The following is a 17831-nucleotide window of genomic DNA, read 5'->3' as shown; positions in this document are numbered from 1 at the left end:
CATACTTTTCTAGAGAACGAAGGAAGGTGACGCATGAAAAACCAACTTGACCCAGGTAAAATTCTGCAAGCTTACGAAACCGTGATGTCGAATGGAACCCCGACAGATCTAGGAAGAATCTATCAAGGAATCGAAGCCTTTGCCGATTATGATGGCTATAACGTTTATATGCGTGGTAACGGCGTTGAGTTAAAAGTCGGTTTTCACAATACTTACCATCTTGACTACGACCAAGAGCATCAAAAAGAGAGCTTTTTGAAAAAGGTCGCGACGTTGGCCAAGTAGCTTTGATCAAAGCAAGTAATGTGCTGAAAACAATTAATTTTGATGAAAACAAGTAACTCTGAAGCCAAGTAACCCAAATGAGAAAAAGCCCCAACCACTTAGGTGCTTGGGGCTTTTTGCTTAAACTTCTTCTACTAAATTCTCATCTTCTGAGTAATCTTCGCCAAGGGCGTCTGGTTTACTACGACCGTTCAGAGTGTGGAATCGTTTTCGTCCACGTGCGAGTTGGGTATATTTAAGCCACACTCGCTCAAGCTTAGACTTGGCTTTACCCGGGTTAGATAACGCTTTTACGAAATGTTTTTCTTCCGCGTTTTCAGGGGTCAACTCTCCAGACTCTAAGCCGAGCATGGTATCGCCATAAAGGGTTAGTATTTCTTCCTCTCCAAGCGTAAAATCACCTGATTTGGCGAAACCGCGCGGAAATTTAGTGTTGTCGTAAAAACGTTTTTTGCCATGACGGAATTGGGTGTCTGACATTTCGGTAGCCTCTGTATGCCTACGTGGTTAATCTAGATCGAAAGTTAGGCGTAAATTAACCAAAAGAAAAACAAAAAATTTCTATCTTCACTATTGAATAAATTTATTGATTTTATATAACACTTTGGTGAATTTAAGATTAAAAAAATTACTCAATTTGCTATCTTTCGAAAGCCTACTGGCAGAGGAAAAGCCATGGACGTAAAAGTCTTTAGAACCTTTCTAGAACTGGCTCAGGTCAGACATTTTGGCAAAGCAGCCGAGAACCTATATATCACTCAGGCGGCCGTCAGCGCGCGCATCAAGCAGCTTGAGAGCTACTTCGATACTCAACTGTTTATTCGCGATCGCAATAACATCAAGTTGACCTCATCAGGAGAGCGCTTGATCAGTTACGCCGAAGTGATGGTGAGCACTCTTCAGCAGGCCAAAATGGAGCTTTCTCTTGAAAATGGTAAAGGATTGCAACTGACACTCGGTGGAACCCCTAATGTGTGGGATGCGTATCTGCAAAACTGTTTGTCTTTAGTCACCGATGAGTTCGATGGCTATGGTTTTATCGCTGAAATTATGGGCCGAGAGGCGTTGACGCGTAATTTGCAAGAGCGCACCTTAGATATGGCATTTGCGTTTGATCAAATCAAAGCCGACGAATTGCACTGTAAAAAGGTCGCCGATGTGGTGTTAACTTTGGTTTCGACCAAGCCGGACTGCTTAGAATCGGTATTTACAGGCAGGTATGTCTATGTTGACTGGGGAACCAAATTTGCCTCAGAGCATGCAGAGCGTCACGCTAAGGTTCCAGCGCCTTACCTGCGTACTTCAAATGCACGTATTGCTTTGGATTTCATCCTTGAAAAAGGAGGGAGTGCTTACTTACCTACGCCGTTAGTTGAACCATTTATCGTCAGTGGTCAGTTATACGAAGTGAGTGAAGTGCCAGCGTGGTGTCGCCCAATCTACTTGAGCTATCGTAAAGCCAGTACATCGATTGAGGCAATTAGACAAGTAGAAGAGATGGCGAAAACGATCGATCCTGTCAGCGGGTACAGTTTTCAGCAAATGGCTGATTCAGTCAGTGAAGAGTAATCACCCTTACCTAATTTGCCTATTTTGAATGAAACAATACAACAAGCCTCACTGCAGTGAGGCTTGTTCGTCTTGGGTCTTAAACCAAGTCTTTGAGTTGTTTGGCGGCTTCTTCACGAGCGGCTTGAGCTGGCTCATCACCCATGTTTAGCGCTTCAGCGTAAACAAATTCAACATCCGTTAGGCCGATAAAGCCCAGCATTGTGGTTAGGTAGCTCTCGATGGAGTTGCGCGGCGAATCTTTGTGTAGACCACCACGGGTAGTGACCACGATCACTTTCTTATTCTCAATCAGACCGACTGGGCCATTTTCGGTGTAAGTGAAGGTCACGCCAGCACGGGCAATCATATCGAACCAGTTTTTCAACTGAGTTGGAACCATAAAGTTATACATTGGCGCGCCAATCACCACTTGATCGACCGCTTTAAGTTCATCAATCAGCTGATCAGACAGGGCTAGAATTGCTTTTTGCTCGTCGCTGAGGTTTTCGCCACCACGCAATGCGGTCGCAACGTCCATATCCAACACAGGCAGCGAGTTCTCCGCTAGGTCGCGTTCAATAATGCCGTTTTTTCCTTCTAGCACCTGATCAATCAACAGTGTTGACTGAGAATGTGGGCCAAGGATGCTTGATTTTAGGACAAGAGTGTTCTTCATAATGCTGCCTCACTGATTGGTTTGCTGTATGCAAACCTATTCGTTTATGTTGCAAACACTATAATGGACAGCAGCGTCGGTGAGAATCGGCAGATTTCGAGCGTAATGTTCAAGTTTTTCGAATGAGTACTGATTTGCTTCGAATAAGCATCAGTATTGGCGGGTACGGCAATACGAAGCAACCCAAGTAGGGCTGCTTCGTTGGCGTTAGCGTTAGAGGTTCATTAAACTTTCTATCGACTCCTCAATGGACAACTGGTGATAAGACCGGACTGATGAGCCGTCGAAGGCATCAATTAAGATTCTGTCGATATTTGCCGAACCATGTTGATCAATAATGCTTAGCGTTTGTTCGACATTATTACACGTCATAGTGAGATCATCTTTAAGCACAATAGTGCAAGAGTGCAGGTTCATAGCCAACTTCCTTATTATTTTTTAATCTGCATTGCTAACTTTAGAACAAGCATCACACTTGGCAACTACGATTTAGTTCCGAAAATGGCTAGTAATTAACATCAGAGAAATTAGACTTCAAATAACACCTTGAAGAGTATTGGAAAAAGCATGAGCCACGGATTTGCTAAATTGTCGCAAAAAGATTGCCATACTGCGCGAATGGCACGTGATAGTCGTTTTGATGGTCGATTTTATGTCGCGGTCAAGACCACCGGTATTTTTTGTCGACCGATTTGTCCGGCTAACTTGCCAAAAGAACAAAACGTAGAGTATTTCTATGACAAAGCACAAGCTCTTCAAGCGGGTTATCGACCTTGCTTGCGTTGTCGCCCTGATAGCGCGCCAAACTCGTGGGCGTGGAAAGGTGTTGAAGTGACGTTCCAACGCGCAGTACGTATGATTGAGCAAGGGGAATTACAGACCAGTACTCTTGAGCAGCTTTGCTTGCGTTTAGGTATTTCGGATCGCTATCTACGCAAACTGTTTGCCCATTATTTAGGGATGTCACCCAAGCAATACGCGCTTTACTATCAATTGATGTTTGCCAAACAGTTGCTCCACAATAGCCAGCTGTCGATCACGGATATTGCATTGGCGAGCGGTTTTAACAGTCTACGCCGCTTTAATGATGCGTTTAAGAAAGTGATGAAGCTTTCTCCATCGCAGGTGCGTAAAAACACGCCTGATGATGTCCAAACCAACTTTGTCGATTTAGCATACCGTGGGGCACTTGACTGGCAACATATGCTGGATTTTTATCGTCAGCGGGCTATTCGCGGGCTAGAAACAGTCAGTGAAACGCACTACCAGCGCTATGTAGAGCTCAACGGTCAACAAGCTTGGTTTTCTATTGGTCACGCTAAGCCGGGCATAATGCGGGTGGAATTTCAGCTCGATGATATCTCCCAGCTTAGAGAGTTAGTTAATCGGCTGCGGCGCATGTTCGATTTAGACACAGATGTTGCGGTGATAGAACAACATTTGCGCAGTCTGGAGCCGAGTCTGGTTAAGCGATCTGGTATTCGTATTCCCGGTGTTTGGAATACGTGGGAAGCGGGAGTACGCGCGATCCTAGGACAGCAAGTGTCAATCAAAGCGGCAATTGGTCAACTCAACTTATTAGTCGAAACATTACAACCTGATCACGTCAGCCATTTTCCTACACCGCTTGAAGTGGCGAATAGTGATTTATCCTTTTTGCGAATGCCTCAGAGTCGCAAGCAGACCTTAGCCCGTTTTGCCGATTTCGTTGTCACACAACCTGATGCGGATCCGAGCGATTGGCTGGCGCTGAAGGGAATCGGCCCGTGGACAGTTAATTACGCAAAATTACGCGGGGTGAGTGAGCCAAACTGTTTCTTAGAGAGCGATTTAGTCGTGAAAAAAACGCTGCAACAGTTTTCCCATCTTTCTTCGTTATCTGTCGCACCTTGGGGCAGCTACGCAACATTTCATTGCTGGAGTCACGCATGACCTATTACACGTATTATACATCGCCACTGGGTAAAGTGACCCTTCAAGCCAATGCTCAAGGACTGTTAGGGGTTTGGTTTGAAACTCAGACGACACAACCTGATTGCTTAGGAGAGTACAGTGAGGATCATCCTATTCTTAATCAGGCAATTAAACAGCTGCAAGAGTACTTTACAGGACAACGTCGGCACTTTACTCTATCGATAGCGGCTGTAGGAACGCCTTTCCAGCAACAAGTTTGGCAAGCGTTAACCACGATTCCTTATGGTCAAACTTGGAGTTACCAAGATATTGCTGATGCGATTGGTAACCCTAAAGCGGTGCGAGCGGTAGGGTTAGCCAATGGTAAAAATCCTGTTTCAATCATCGTCCCTTGCCACCGAGTGATTGGTAAAAACGGTAAATTAACCGGATACGCTGGAGGCGTAGAGCGAAAAGCGCAGTTACTCGCTCTTGAAAAAACGGAGTAATCGAATGGTAAAACCGCGTTTGATCGCAATGATAGCTTTTTGCAGTGTTGTGATCGCTGTTAGTGGCTGCTCAGAAGAAGAAACCAAGCGCCTGTTTAACCGTGAGACGTATTCTTTTGTCGGCGTCTATGACAATCTCTACAATGACGATCGTCTAGAGTTTAGCAATGCTCAGGTTACCATCATCAAAGCACAAGGGCTTGATATCAGTAAGCCTTTTGAGGTGAATGACAACTTTTTAACTATCCAAATGCGCAACAGTTCTAAAGAGAAACGTGAAGATATCGTGATGCGTATTCATGGCGATAATGAACTACTGACTTGCAGTGTGTGCGCCAAATATCAGCTTGCCAGCACTTGGCAAAAGCGCGATTTCACGCCTTCGCCATAGCTTTTTCTAAGTCATCAGTTTTTAAGTTATCGTTTTTGTTTAAGTAAATAGAGCGCCGTTCAACATCAGATGCACGGCAATGCTGACTGCGTACCCGATAGCGATCACTGGCGTCCATTTTAAGTGACCAAAGAAGGTATATTTTCCGTGCGCCGCCCCCATTAAAGCAACACCCGCAGCAGAGCCAATAGACAGCAAACTTCCCCCGACACCTGCGGTTAAAGTCACTAGTAGCCAGTTACCCATATCCATTGAGGGATCCATGGTTAACACCGCAAACATCACCGGGATGTTGTCGACAATCGCAGACAAGATCCCGACCATCACATTGGCCCAGATGGGATCCCACTGTGTATACATCACCTCAGAAATAAGCCCGAGGTAGCCAAGCAAGCTTAATCCGCCGACGCACATGACGACGCCGTAGAAAAACAGCAACGTATCCCACTCGGCATGAGAGACTCGTCTAAATACATCAAATGGCACGACTGAACCCAAGCGTTTTAGAGCGAAGTCATCTCGGTTCTCAATCGCTTTAGCGGCTTTTTTGTGTAATGACGTTTTAAGTGTTTTACGCAAAAAATAACCGAAGAACTGTAAGTAAGCCAAGCCCATCATCATCCCCATGACCGGAGGGAAATGCACCACTGCGTGGAAAGCGACCGCAGTGGCAATGGTAAGAATGAACAAGCCGACAATACGTCTGGCACCGCGTTTGAGCTCGACATGCTGGTGGACAACGTCAGGTTTGGTGTTGGGGATAAACAACGACATGATCATTGCAGGAACTAAATAGTTGAATACCGATGGTATAAATAACGGCATAAACTCGGAAAAAGAGACGTGACCCGCTTGCCATACCATTAGCGTGGTAATGTCACCAAAGGGACTGAAGGCGCCTCCTGCATTGGCTGCAATGACAATATTAATACAAGCAAGATTGATAAACTTCGTATTATCCCCCGCTACTTTCATCACTACGGCGCACATTAATAGGGCCGTCGTAAGGTTGTCGGCAATCGGGGAAATAAAGAAGGCTAAGATGCCTGTTAGCCAAAATAAGCTTTTGAAGTTAAAACCTTTGCCAACCATCCACGCTTGCAATGCATCAAACAAACGTCGCTCTTCCATCGCGTTGATATAAGTCATTGCCACCAGTAAAAACAGCAGTAACTCTGCGTATTCGAGCAAGTTATGCTCGAGCGCAATTTGGGCGATTTCAATTTGGTCATGTTGTGAATAAACATAACCAATCATTGCCCAGATTAAACCTGCGGCCAGTAGCACTGGTTTGGATTTTTTCAGTTGTAAGTACTCTTCGAGCATCACTAAGCTATAAGCGATAGCAAAGATGATTAACGCCGCATAACCTGTGGTTGATTGCGTCAGAGGCAAGACTTGGCTAGTAGAGGACGCCGCGAGAGTTGAAAATGGCAATAATAGTAAAAGGGCAACAAAAAGGGGCCACTGCAGTTTCATACTTTCACTCCTTTGAAAGTGAATTGTTATTATGCTGTGACTATTTTAGAGCTGAAACCGTATGTTATGTGTGAGTTAGGTTGGATCTGTTTGAAATTCAGGCAATTAATTAATGGCGGAGTGCGTTAAATGTGCAGTTGGCAACAATATTCACGGCGATAGCTTTGACCGTGCGAGGGGATTTTTACGCCAATCAGGCGCTTCACCACTGGTGTAAACCGTTAAACAAAGTTGAGAATGATGGCGGGTGATGGCACCCCCCCGCCACTCCCTCTAAACGTAGCCATTGATCTTGCCTTTTTGCTTGTAGTTTGGCCAATTTTGATAGCGTCATAAAACGAGAGAGCCCAACGGAAAGCTGGGCGTAAAATGTATATTAGAAGTTAACGGTTGATGTGTTGCTACACAGGCTGCTGCTGGCTTCACATACTTGATAGGTGTAACTGCCAGCCCCCTTGTTATTGGTACTATCGGTGTAGTTATTTCCGCTGATGCCCGTTGCAATCTCAACCCCATCGATCTTGACATCAAATGCACTGGCCTCGCTCCCTATCCATGACAAATCAATATTGTGCAAGCCTTTTACTTTATAACCCGAGGTCGTGAGCGCGAATTCATTACTTGGCGGTGGTGGTGCCGCTTGTGCATCAATGCTCACCGCAAAGCGTGACAATACTGGCCCAATCGGAGAACCAATGGTGTAATTCGATGAACCTGCGAATAATAGCGCGACCGGATTGTTGCCATTTTGAGTGACGATGAGTGAGCCAGAGTCGCCGCCAGCACTAAATGTCCCTGGGGTGATCACCACTTGGCCAACAAAAGTCGCGAGTTTCGTGCAGCTGATCGTGCCCTCATAGCAGACGTTGACGGTGGCATTGATCGCATTGACGCTACCTTGGGTAAAGCCAGTCGTGCGACCATACTTTTTAACCGCTAAGTCAGGTGATGCGGAAACAACGCTTTGAGAAGGCGTTCCATAACCATCAGAAGGCGTTGACGTTGAGAGTGAACCGGCATCGCTCAGTGCTAAAGCGGCGTCCATAATATTGGCCGAGCCATCAAACAAAATGGGTTCATAGTCGACGAGTGTGGCGTAGGTATCGCCATTTTCAACCCCACCATCATAAGGGCCGGGCTGTAGAATGTTCTCAGGCACAGTGGTGTCGTTGGAGTTGGCAAACACGTGATTGTTACTCAGTGCATACACATAGGTGCCATCGGTGACTCTCGCACCTATGGTGCCAGCGGTAATTGCTGGATGTCCAGTTGACACTCCGATAGGGACGGGACGTGGAAACCTTGCACTAGGGTCAATGCTCGGTTCTGGTTCAGCAAAGCACTCGGCAGGGCGTTGTTCTGGCGGGCCACCACAAGTGGGTGGGGCAAACGCATAAAACGCGCCGCTATACACCGCTTTGACGGTAACACCATCTAAAGATTGCGGCATACCTTTTGTCGTCGGTGAAGTGCTAAACACCACAATGATCCCTTGACCACTGTTATCAACAGCTAGGCCATGGCCGACAACGTCTTCGGTCTGCAACAGTGTTTGGCTATATTTCTGCTGCGCTGCGGCCGCGACAGATAAGCCAGGAGGAATATCAAAATTTGGAGCGGCTAAAGACACCACTGACCAAAGCGCACCGCTTAGCAGTACAACAAGTAACCTAAACCTACGATTGAACCACATAATCAAATCCCAATAATTACTATTGATGAATTTGTTAATTATGGTCGTTGTTGGTTACATTTGCGTAGTGACTGAAAGGAAAAATCGGTGTGGATAAGCAAAGCCATTGAGTAGAAACAACAAACCCGAGAAAGTCTTTCTCGGGTTTGGCTTAAGCTAGTGAAATTTAGGCTTCAGAACGTTTCAAATGAACTTCTTCTTCTTTAACGCCCGCCATCGGATCATTAAAGCGCGCTTCATCTAGGGCACCTTCCGACTTGGCAACAATGACAGTGACTGCGCTGTCGCCAGTAATGTTGACTGCGGTACGAATCATATCCAATAGACGGTCAACACCCATGATAAGAGCAATACCTTCCAGTGGTAGACCCACTTGGTTGAGTACCATGGCAAGCATGACCAAACCCACACCTGGAACGCCTGCTGTACCAATAGAAGCGAGGGTTGCAGTCATGATCACCATTAGGTAATCGCCCATGGTTAAATCAATGTTAAACGCTTGTGCGATAAATGCGGTTGCGACACCTTGCATGATCGCAGTACCGTCCATATTGACTGTCGCACCTAATGGAACAGTGAACGAAGCAACACGGTTTTCAACACCCATGCGGTTCTTCGCCGTTTCCATCGTAACCGGAATCGTCGCGTTAGAAGAGGCGGTTGAAAATGCGAACATCACTGCATCTTCCATCTTTTTCAAGAAGGTGATTGGGCTTAAACCAGTAAAGCCTTTTAGCATTAGGCTGTAGGTCACCAAACCGTGTAGTACCAGTGTCCCCGCCAGCACCAAGAAGTATTCTGCCAGATTGACGATTGCACCCAAGCCGAGGCCAGTAAACAGTTTTGCCATTAAGAAGAACACACCGTAAGGTGCTAGGTGCATCAGAATCGCGACTAACTTCATGATCACTTCGTTCAGATCTGAGAAGAAAGAGGCAATGCGCTCGCCAGGTTTTCCTGCGGCGCTAATCGCAATACCAAACAGAACGGCGAACACAATCACTTGTAACGTTTTTCCTTCAGCCATCGCGCTGATCGGGTTAGTTGGGAACATGTCGATGATGACCTGACCCAGTGACGGTGCATTAGCCGATGAGAATGAACTTGCGGCAGTGAGGTCTGCGCCAGCACCCGGTTGGAATACGTGTCCCATCGTCAGTGCTAGTGTAATCGCAACAGCGGTCGTTGCAATGTAGAAGCCTAGCGTTTTACCGCCCATTCGGCCCAGTGTTGAGAGATCTTTCAGTGAGCTTGTACCACAAACCAGTGACACAAACACAAGAGGAACAACAAGCATTTTTAAACTTGCGACGAAAACTTTTCCGCCAACTTCGAACAATCCATTGACAATATATGCATCGACAAATCCGTTGTCTGCAAATAGGCTGCGAATCGCAAAGCCTGTCAAGATACCTGCAACCATACCGATGATGACACGGGTGGTTAGCGACTTTGGTTTCTTGGTATTCATAGTGAACACTCCTTATAGTTATGCACCTTGAGTTCAATTCAAGGCGAGCAGGAGGTTAGCAGGCGAAGTAGAAAATCAAAAAGCAAATTCATCAAGATCGCGTTCAGATGTGACTTTCATCACGCTGTTTTTGTAGTTATTAACACTGCATTAACTATATTTAGTGGTTTTTACATCTAAATATTTTATTTTTTAACATCGCAAATGCTGGTTATTAAAACTTTTACGTTTCTTATTACATGAGAAACTAAGTGCACATAATAATGTTCGGCACAAATAAGTGCATATATAATCACTGATTATTCACTATTAAGTAACAACATCGTGCTTATAGCTGTTGTTCTATCGGCAATATACCTGAGAACCATGCGCCAATTCTTCTCCACATACTGGCATCAGGCTCCGAGTGGTAGGTGATACCGTTAGACACGTCTTGCCAGGCGACATCATTATCAATGATCACTATTTTATACGCATTTTCTTCAAGCGCGGCGGTCAGTGAGGCGGTTGTTTGAGCAACATATTCCGGCTGTTCAATCACAGCGGCCATCTCGGTATTGAGTTGCCCTGAACGTGGATCCCAATTCATTGACCCCACAACCAGAACATGATTGTCGACCAGCACCACCTTGGCATGCAAGCTTGAGTGACTGCTGCCGGTAATACTCCATTTACTTTGCAGATCCGCTGAGGATTTTACCTCCCACAGAGTGACGCCTCCTTCGACCAACGACTGACGATATTTGCTATACCAGCCATGGACGGCAAACACATCGTTAGACGCAAGGCTATTGGTCACTATGGTCACATCAATCCCACGCTGTGCAGCGGCAATCAACGCCTTGGTTCCAGATTCGGTGGGGACAAAATATGGGGAAATAACCACAATTGAGTGATCAACCGTCTTGAGTAACTCGGCAAGGTTATCAACTAGTTGGCTTTTCTGGGTCGCGACCTTGTCCGGTGAGTCATACCAGATCTCTCCTTTTCCCCACCATAATTCAATCTCTCCTTGAGTGAGCTGTTGATAGAGAGGCAGTTGAGTAAAATCGTAACGGCCTTGAGTAAATTTTTGCTCAAGCTGGTGTTTTGCCACGGCTTGAGCAATCAATCGATCATCGGGTTGTTTGCCATCATCGACAATCCACTCGATGGGCACGGCGTAAAGACTGTTCCAATACAGGTCGAACTGATCCGCCGTTTGCTGCACGGCATCGCCATACAGTAATAGATCAAAGTCGCCAAACTCGACATTCGACTCAAAAGAAAAATATTCATTACCAATGTTTCTACCGCCAACAATACTGGCAACGCTATCAGCGGTTAACGACTTGTTGTGCATACGATGATTCAAACGTCCAAAATCACTGACCATGGCAAACAGTCGCGCGTCACGATATTGGTGAGGATTGAACAAGCGAATCTCAACATTTGGGTGAGCATTGAGCGCGGCCATATGGTGATCGTTACGCTTTTGCATATCATCAAGCAGCAATCGGACTCGGACACCGCGTTGTGCTGCTTGGTATAAACGCCAACTTAATAGGTGGCTCGTTTCATCGCTGCGGTAAATATAGTACTGCAGGTCGAGCGAGCTTTGCGCGGATTCGATTAATGCCAGTCTGGCTAAGAGGGCATCTTCACCCTGACCAAGAGGTAAGAATCCTGTCAAGCTAGCATCTGAATGGGGAAGTTGTTCAAAATAGTTCGCTAGTGCGGAACCCGATTGATAGCCAACGTGCCAAGAGACGATTTTTTGATCTTGGTTGCTTGGCGAGATCGCCGCGCAACCTGAAAGCCATACTGCATAGGCCAAAATAACAATAAAACGAGCCAATGTTGCTAACCTCAATGTGCGTTTATCGTGAGTTAATTATCTGATTATATGATGATTGGCGAGTGATACCACTAAACAACTCAATAAGTGGATTGGTTTTGTCAAAACATTCGATTATGTTAGAGACAAATACTCACAATAAGACAAGTTATGAATACCGCTTTACTGGGAATGTTTATTCCAACCTTCTTTTTTGTCTCGATTACTCCCGGCATGTGTATGACGCTCGCACTGACCTTAGGTATGAGTATCGGCTATCGCCGTGCGCTATGGATGATGGCGGGTGAGTTGGTCGGTGTCGGTTTGGTGGCTGTGGCTGCTGTGCTTGGCATTGCCGCCGTGATGCTCAATTATCCATGGCTATTTGTCGCCCTTAAGTTTATTGGCGGCGGTTACTTATTTTACCTTGGTGTACAAATGTGGCGCTCAAGGGGCAAACTGGCGATCAATCTAGAAGAGCAAACCGAAGTCTCACACAGCGACTGGGATTTAGTGGTGCAGGGTTTTGTTACGGCGATCGCGAATCCTAAAGGGTGGGCATTTATGATTTCATTGTTGCCGCCTTTTATTGATCAAAGCAGCGATTTAGCGCCTCAACTGGTGGTACTTGTGTCGATCATTTTACTGTTCGAGTTTATCTGTATGACACTGTATGCGACAGGAGGTAAGGGGCTTAAGCGCCTATTAGGGCAATCGCAAAACGTTCGGCTAATGAATCGAATTGCAGGATCGTTAATGATGGGGGTCGGTGTATGGCTGTTGACCAGTTAGTAATCAAGATGTTCGACAAGATGAAAGCCAGCTTACTCGAAGTACTCGATTTCCAATCCAGAGTGTGGGTGGTCAATGTCTTTAGTGGCGAAGGTAAGGGGGAGTCCTTTGTCGTCAACGAAGACAGTTTCAGCGAACCTTTTCAGTGGATGAAACGCAAAGGGTATTCGCCAGCAATGCTTGTTCAAGTTGAAGCAATGCGATGCTCGCAAGTGAAAGAATTCGAATTGATGCACGTAAAACACCGCTTAATGCGAGTTAAATAAGGAGTTCACCATGATTAAAACAACCACTTCTGTCGTTGAAGGGCGACCGGTCCAAGATTACTTAGGGGTCGTGGTCGGTGAGGCGATTCTCGGCGCGAATATTTTTAAAGATATGTTTGGCGCCATTCGTGATGTCGTCGGCGGCCGCTCCGGTTCTTACGAGCGTGAAATGGGCCGTGCACGTGAAATTGCCTTTCAAGAGATGGAAGCGAGTGCCCGTGATCTAGGGGCTGACGGTATCGTGGGTATCGATATTGATTACGAAGTGATTGGCAGTGGCGGTAGCATGATGATGGTGAGTGTCAGTGGAACCGCAGTCAAATTCAAATAACACTGTTCGACGATGATAAATTGCGGTCTAATGACCGCAATATAGCGAATTAGAGAGGAAGTGAGTTTGAATAAAATATGGGTTGATGCGGATGCGTGTCCCGTTGTAGTAAGGGATATTTTGTTTCGCGCTGCCGAGCGTACTGGGGTTGAAGTGGCCTTGGTTGCTAACCAATTTATCCGTACTCCAGCGTTCGCCAAAATTACCATGCTGCAAGTTGAGTCAGGATTTGATGTCGCTGACAACGAAATTGTTCGCCGTTGTCAGGCGGGCGATTTGGTCATCACAAGCGACATCCCGTTAGCTGATGAAGTGATCACCAAAGGTGGCCACGCATTGAGTTCTCGTGGAGAAATGTTTACTAAAGAGAACATCAAATCTCGCCTTAATATCCGTGATTTCATGGACACCATGCGCAGCAGCGGCATTCAAACTGGTGGCCCTGCACCACTCAATCAAGCCGATCGTCAGCAATTTGCCAACCATCTTGATAAGTGGTTAGTGCATTGGCAGCGTGCGCAAAAATAGGGCGTTGATATGGCATTGGTAAACCAACTCTCTTTGTTTATTGATGTGGTGCAGCAGGGCTCGTTTACTAAGGCGGCCGCGCTGCATGATATGGACAACTCCTCGTTATCTAAACAGATAAAAAAGCTAGAGGCGCAGTTAGGGGTTCAACTGCTTAATCGCTCGACGCGATCGTTTTCACTCACGCCTGCCGGAGAGGAAATTTTACAGCAGGCTTACAGCTTAGTCGGAACCTTGGATCAGGTTCAATCGATAGCCGACTCCTATCAAGCGGAGCCGAAAGGACGCATCCGGGTTACTGCTCCCTATCATATAGGCCAGAATCATTTACAACCTGTGATCAGTCAGTTCATGCGCCGCTATCCTGATGTTGAAATAGAACTGCTGCTTGACGATAAGCGATCCGATATTATTTCAGACCATTTTGATGTCGCTTTCCGATTGGGTAGGTTGGATGACTCTAGCTTGATTGCCAAGAAAGTCGCCGATATTCGTGCGGTGATCTTAGCTTCCACGGCGTTCATTGAGCAGTACGGTGAACCTAAAACCCCTGAGCAGTTAATCAAGTTGCCCTCGGTGTTATATAGTAATCGTTCGCTGATAGTCGATACTGTCCATCTGAGTGAGCAACCGCACCAGCGCAACACACTACCGTATAAAATGCGCGGAAAGTACAAAGTCAACGATGTTCAGACCCTTTTATCGGCGGTACAAGATGGCTTGGGCTATGTCACCATCTCTTCTTCCAATCTCTGTTGCTCAATCGAAGAGATGCAGTTAATGCCACTGCTGACCAACCACACGTTATGCAATCGCGGCTTAGCACTTTACGCCTTATATCCGCACCGCAAACAGACCGCTTTGGTCAAAGAGTTTATCTCGGCCGTGCAGCAATACATAGGCACTCCGCCGATTTGGGAACAAAACATTCCTGGTTTCAATCACTTTTATCGAGCCCCTTAGATTCGTTGCAAACTTGCATAAATTTCATGTCAGTAAGTGCGATAGATCGCTTTCAAAATCTGCTTTCATTGCTATGGTTAAAAAACGTCCAAATAGGAATGTCCAGTAACAAGAAGGTGCCGATATGCTTGGTGAAGACCACTCACTTTTAAAAGAGTTTCCAGAATACAAACAGACCATCATCACACTGGCTAAAAGTGATGATGACTTTGATAGTTTGATGAGGGAGTACAACGATCTCGACAAAAACATTCGCAAACTCGAGATGCGTGACTCGCCCATTAGTGACCAAGAAATGCTGTTGATGAAACACAACCGAGCAGAAATGAAAGACAAGCTTCATCACTATTTGGTTGCCAAGTAGTACCTAATTTTGCTTATGATCATGCCCCAATATTATGGATAAGCATCCATCACTCGCTAGATGCTTATCTCGTCTTTTTGTTCGTGTCACTTAACGCTGTTTTTTGCTCCGTTATGTTGGCAACACAGGTTTGGTTTTTCAAGCCTTGATCCATGCGAATAGCCTATATCGCCTCAAGCCCTTCGCGCTAGTTTGAGTGGGTTGAACGATTAAACCAATCCCGACTAAAAACAAGCCTGATGCGATAATCTGACCAACGGATAACGATTCATCATACATCAGGTAGCCGCTGATAAGTGCAAACACTGGGACAAGCAATGATAAAGGTGCCGTTGTACTTAACGGGTACTTAATCAGCATGATATTCCACACCCAGTACCCGAACAAAGTGGTTGGATAGGCCTGAAAAACCACCGCTAAAGTCGTATTCCAATCCCAAAGTTCAAATGCTTGCCATATTACCTGTTCACCATGTAGAGAGGTTGCCAACACAACCAGCGGTACAGGTGCAAACAGCATCCCCCAAACATTAAAGGCAAATGCCTCACGGGTGTTAGACTTCTTGACGATCACCCCCATTAATGTCCAACTGCAGGCGGCGATCACAATTAATACTATCCCGTTGACAGTGATATTGCCGGTAGTGGCTGAGACCAAAATTACCAATGCGGTTAGCGCGGTGGCAGCGCCAATTAATTTACTGATCGACGTTTGTTCTTTAAATAGTAATATTCCGACGGTCATACCGATAAGTACTTTGCCCGAAAGTAATACAGAGGCCATGCCAGATGATAAACCCGCAGAAATTGACCACGATGCCATTCCCCACACGCCAACACCAAACACCACGCCATAGCTTACTAGGTAACGCCAAGCGACGTTTGGTTTAGCAATCAAGAAAATAGCCGGGAATACCGCAAGGGTAAATCGAGCTGCGGTCACCAGCAGCGGGTGAACATGAGTCACACCCATTTTTATCATCGAAAAGTTAAACCCCCAAATTGCCATGACACTAATCGCTAGCAGCAAGTCCTTTCTATTCATCTTTGTTCTCCTCTGTTTCGATTGATTATCTCTTGAGCAATGCAATGGATACAGATACAATTTTTGAAACTAAAACCAGTACAATTTGATGGACAGACACGAATGAGCATCTATCAAAATCTTGCGAGTCAATTTATACAAGCGATAGAGAGCGGCAAGAGAAAAGAAGGGAGCAGAATGCCTTCACTGCGCCAGTTAGCACAGCAACAGGCAGTGAGCATGTCAACCGTTGTTAGTTGCTATCAAGAATTAGAGTCACAAGGCTGGATCCACTCTCGGCCACAAGCGGGTTATTTTGTTTCGTCGAGAAAACCAACTCATACTACGCCGCAGTGGGTCCAGTTTGACAGCCAAGTGTCTAACGTTAAGTTAAGCGCGCCAACCTATTGCGCGGCCCGCGGCCCGCTTGGGGTGTCGAGTACTTCGCTCGATGAACAGTCTATTACTGAATTAGAGCGAAGTTTTCGTCGTGCGATAAAGAGAATGAGCAATCGGCTTAGCCATTATCCTGATGCGCAGGGTGAACCGATGCTAAGGCAAGCGCTCTGTGCGCATTTTGCTAAGGTAGATCTGCATTTCTGCGCACAAGATATGGTGATTACAGCAGGGTGCATGTCGGCGATTAAAGTAGCATTAGAGTCTTGTACCAAGCCGGGCGATACGATTGCAATTAGCTCGCCATGTTTCAATGGGACTTTGCAACTGCTTGGTCAAATGTCACGCAAAATCATCGAGATCCCTTCCTTTGAAGAGGGCATCGATTTAGCCCAGTTAGAGCACCACCTTAAAGCCAAGCGCGTCGACGCGGCGATTTTTTGTACCTCACATATGAATCCACAGGGGATCAATATGTCTGCGAGTCAGAAACAAACGTTGGCTCACCTAGCGAATCAATATCGGATACCCGTCATTGAAGATGATGTTTATTTAGAGCTTTCTCACTCTTCCCACACACCATTGCCAGCCAAATATTATGATAAAGACGGCTATGTTCTGTGGTGCGGTTCGGTATCAAAAAGTCTTTCACCAAGCTATCGTTTGGGGTGGTGTTTACCAGGGCGATTTTTAGAAAACTACACAAAGCAGTTTGCGTTGCCAAGCTATGGCGTTGCCATGCCAATTCAACTTGCGGTCGCGGACTTTATTGATTCTGGTCAGTATGCAAAGCATATTAGGCGCAGAAGCCATCAACTGTTGCGCTTAAAACAGCAATATATTGATTATCTCACTACGCATTTGCCAGATACGGTTAAGATCAGTAATCCACAGGGTGGCATGGTGCTTTGGTTACAAATTTCGTGTTTGAACCGTGAAGCCTTTGCTAAAAGCATCAGTATGCTAGGTATTGATATCAGACTTGGGGAGCTGTTTAGTAGTCTAGAACTTTATACTGACTGCTTACGGATCAACTTTGGTTACCCGCTCGAAGGCCAAGCCAAGCAAGAGTTGGATAGGGTTATTGAACTCATTGAGTGCCATTCACAATACGACACTGAGTTTACTCTTTGATAATCAAACAAAGCATTTGTGTTTCATTGCATCTAGTTAACGCTTTCAATAGCGTCACGTTATCCAATGGACGATAGCTCAAAATCATTAATGCTTGGTTTTATATCACAAATTTTATCCAACAAAGTAAACTTATTGCATATTATTTGTGCCCAGTTCACGCTTGTAACATATCAAACCTATTTTTAATAACTGTCACATATTTACAACAACAATGTAAAGCATATGCTCTAGATTCGAGCCACCAAACAAAATCAAACAAGGATAACG

20 protein-coding genes are annotated in these 17831 nt (G+C 45.7%); 12 read left to right on the top strand and 8 right to left on the bottom strand.

Annotation, left to right across the window (positions count from 1 at the left end):
* The first annotated feature begins 33 nt into the window (after window positions 1-33).
* Entirely contained in the window at window positions 34-285 is a 252-nt protein-coding gene (locus ViNHUV68_RS15225; protein ID WP_038173275.1) for a DUF3081 domain-containing protein, read from the top strand.
* Between the two features lie 120 nt (window positions 286-405).
* Here ViNHUV68_RS15225 and ViNHUV68_RS15220 read toward each other — a convergent pair whose 3' ends face one another.
* Window positions 406-765, bottom strand: coding sequence for a DUF413 domain-containing protein (locus ViNHUV68_RS15220; protein WP_038173273.1), 360 nt, complete (start codon window positions 763-765; stop codon window positions 406-408).
* Between the two features lie 195 nt (window positions 766-960).
* On the opposite strand from ViNHUV68_RS15220, the gene ViNHUV68_RS15215 reads away from it, so the two are divergent.
* A complete protein-coding gene (locus ViNHUV68_RS15215; RefSeq protein ID WP_038173272.1) occupies window positions 961-1854 on the top strand; it encodes a LysR family transcriptional regulator in 894 nt (297 codons plus the stop codon).
* A 79-nt stretch (window positions 1855-1933) separates the two neighbouring features.
* On the opposite strand, the gene ViNHUV68_RS15210 is transcribed toward ViNHUV68_RS15215, so the two are convergent.
* Both ViNHUV68_RS15210 and ViNHUV68_RS15205 read right to left on the bottom strand, forming a co-directional pair.
* Window positions 1934-2512: an FMN-dependent NADH-azoreductase gene (locus tag ViNHUV68_RS15210; RefSeq protein WP_038173271.1), complete on the bottom strand. Its 579-nt coding sequence runs from the start codon at window positions 2510-2512 to the stop codon at window positions 1934-1936.
* A 213-nt stretch (window positions 2513-2725) separates the two neighbouring features.
* On the bottom strand, window positions 2726-2929 hold the full coding sequence (locus ViNHUV68_RS15205) for a hypothetical protein (protein WP_391091350.1): 204 nt from the start codon (window positions 2927-2929) through the stop codon (window positions 2726-2728).
* Between the two features lie 150 nt (window positions 2930-3079).
* Between ViNHUV68_RS15205 and ViNHUV68_RS15200 the strand changes: the two genes are divergently transcribed.
* The 3 genes from ViNHUV68_RS15200 to ViNHUV68_RS15190 are packed head-to-tail and all read left to right on the top strand — an operon-like array spanning window position 3080 to window position 5305.
* On the top strand, window positions 3080-4444 hold the full coding sequence (locus ViNHUV68_RS15200; protein WP_391091348.1) for an AlkA N-terminal domain-containing protein: 1365 nt from the start codon (window positions 3080-3082) through the stop codon (window positions 4442-4444).
* Window positions 4441-4914: a methylated-DNA--[protein]-cysteine S-methyltransferase gene (locus ViNHUV68_RS15195; protein ID WP_038173268.1), complete on the top strand. Its 474-nt coding sequence runs from the start codon at window positions 4441-4443 to the stop codon at window positions 4912-4914. Before ViNHUV68_RS15200 ends, ViNHUV68_RS15195 begins: the two co-directional genes overlap by 4 nt.
* Window positions 4915-4918: 4 nt before the next feature.
* The gene (locus ViNHUV68_RS15190; protein ID WP_038173267.1) at window positions 4919-5305 is read left to right on the top strand and encodes a hypothetical protein; all 387 of its coding nucleotides are present in this window, start codon (window positions 4919-4921) and stop codon (window positions 5303-5305) included.
* A 39-nt stretch (window positions 5306-5344) separates the two neighbouring features.
* Here ViNHUV68_RS15190 and nhaD read toward each other — a convergent pair whose 3' ends face one another.
* From nhaD to ViNHUV68_RS15170, 4 genes are all read right to left on the bottom strand, one after another.
* Entirely contained in the window at window positions 5345-6784 is a 1440-nt protein-coding gene (nhaD, locus tag ViNHUV68_RS15185; RefSeq protein ID WP_391091346.1) for a sodium:proton antiporter NhaD, read from the bottom strand.
* 376 nt (window positions 6785-7160) lie between these two features.
* Entirely contained in the window at window positions 7161-8477 is a 1317-nt protein-coding gene (locus tag ViNHUV68_RS15180) for a hypothetical protein (protein ID WP_391091344.1), read from the bottom strand.
* A 166-nt stretch (window positions 8478-8643) separates the two neighbouring features.
* Complete coding sequence (locus tag ViNHUV68_RS15175) at window positions 8644-9948, bottom strand: cation:dicarboxylate symporter family transporter (RefSeq protein ID WP_391091342.1); 1305 nt, start codon at window positions 9946-9948, stop codon at window positions 8644-8646.
* A gap of 328 nt (window positions 9949-10276) precedes the next feature.
* Complete coding sequence (locus tag ViNHUV68_RS15170) at window positions 10277-11785, bottom strand: phospholipase D-like domain-containing protein (RefSeq protein ID WP_391091340.1); 1509 nt, start codon at window positions 11783-11785, stop codon at window positions 10277-10279.
* Window positions 11786-11935: 150 nt separating this feature from the next.
* On the opposite strand from ViNHUV68_RS15170, the gene ViNHUV68_RS15165 reads away from it, so the two are divergent.
* The 6 genes from ViNHUV68_RS15165 (at window position 11936) to ViNHUV68_RS15140 (ending at window position 15008) form a co-directional block, all read left to right on the top strand.
* Window positions 11936-12556, top strand: coding sequence for a LysE family transporter (locus ViNHUV68_RS15165; RefSeq protein WP_391091338.1), 621 nt, complete (start codon window positions 11936-11938; stop codon window positions 12554-12556).
* The gene (locus ViNHUV68_RS15160; RefSeq protein WP_391091336.1) at window positions 12538-12822 is read left to right on the top strand and encodes a hypothetical protein; all 285 of its coding nucleotides are present in this window, start codon (window positions 12538-12540) and stop codon (window positions 12820-12822) included. The genes ViNHUV68_RS15165 and ViNHUV68_RS15160 overlap by 19 nt, the downstream gene beginning before the upstream one ends.
* Before the next feature lie 10 nt (window positions 12823-12832).
* Entirely contained in the window at window positions 12833-13153 is a 321-nt protein-coding gene (locus ViNHUV68_RS15155) for a heavy metal-binding domain-containing protein (RefSeq protein WP_038173260.1), read from the top strand.
* 66 nt (window positions 13154-13219) lie between these two features.
* Entirely contained in the window at window positions 13220-13681 is a 462-nt protein-coding gene (locus ViNHUV68_RS15150) for a YaiI/YqxD family protein (RefSeq protein WP_038173571.1), read from the top strand.
* A gap of 9 nt (window positions 13682-13690) precedes the next feature.
* Window positions 13691-14644, top strand: coding sequence for a LysR substrate-binding domain-containing protein (locus tag ViNHUV68_RS15145; protein WP_391091334.1), 954 nt, complete (start codon window positions 13691-13693; stop codon window positions 14642-14644).
* A gap of 124 nt (window positions 14645-14768) precedes the next feature.
* Entirely contained in the window at window positions 14769-15008 is a 240-nt protein-coding gene (locus tag ViNHUV68_RS15140; RefSeq protein ID WP_391091332.1) for a DUF465 domain-containing protein, read from the top strand.
* Window positions 15009-15146: 138 nt separating this feature from the next.
* Here ViNHUV68_RS15140 and ViNHUV68_RS15135 read toward each other — a convergent pair whose 3' ends face one another.
* Window positions 15147-16052 (bottom strand): EamA family transporter, encoded by a 906-nt coding sequence (locus tag ViNHUV68_RS15135; protein WP_391091330.1) that lies wholly within the window; start codon window positions 16050-16052, stop codon window positions 15147-15149.
* Between the two features lie 102 nt (window positions 16053-16154).
* Here ViNHUV68_RS15135 and ViNHUV68_RS15130 point away from each other — a divergent pair, with 102 nt between their 5' ends.
* Window positions 16155-17561, top strand: coding sequence for an aminotransferase class I/II-fold pyridoxal phosphate-dependent enzyme (locus tag ViNHUV68_RS15130; protein ID WP_391091328.1), 1407 nt, complete (start codon window positions 16155-16157; stop codon window positions 17559-17561).
* The last annotated feature ends 270 nt before the right edge of the window (window positions 17562-17831 follow it).

This window comes from Vibrio sp. NH-UV-68 (assembly GCF_042940635.1).
Lineage (GTDB): Bacteria > Pseudomonadota > Gammaproteobacteria > Enterobacterales > Vibrionaceae > Vibrio > Vibrio pacinii.
Note: the sequence above shows the minus strand (reverse complement) of the source record. Positions and strands in the feature narration are given on the sequence as shown.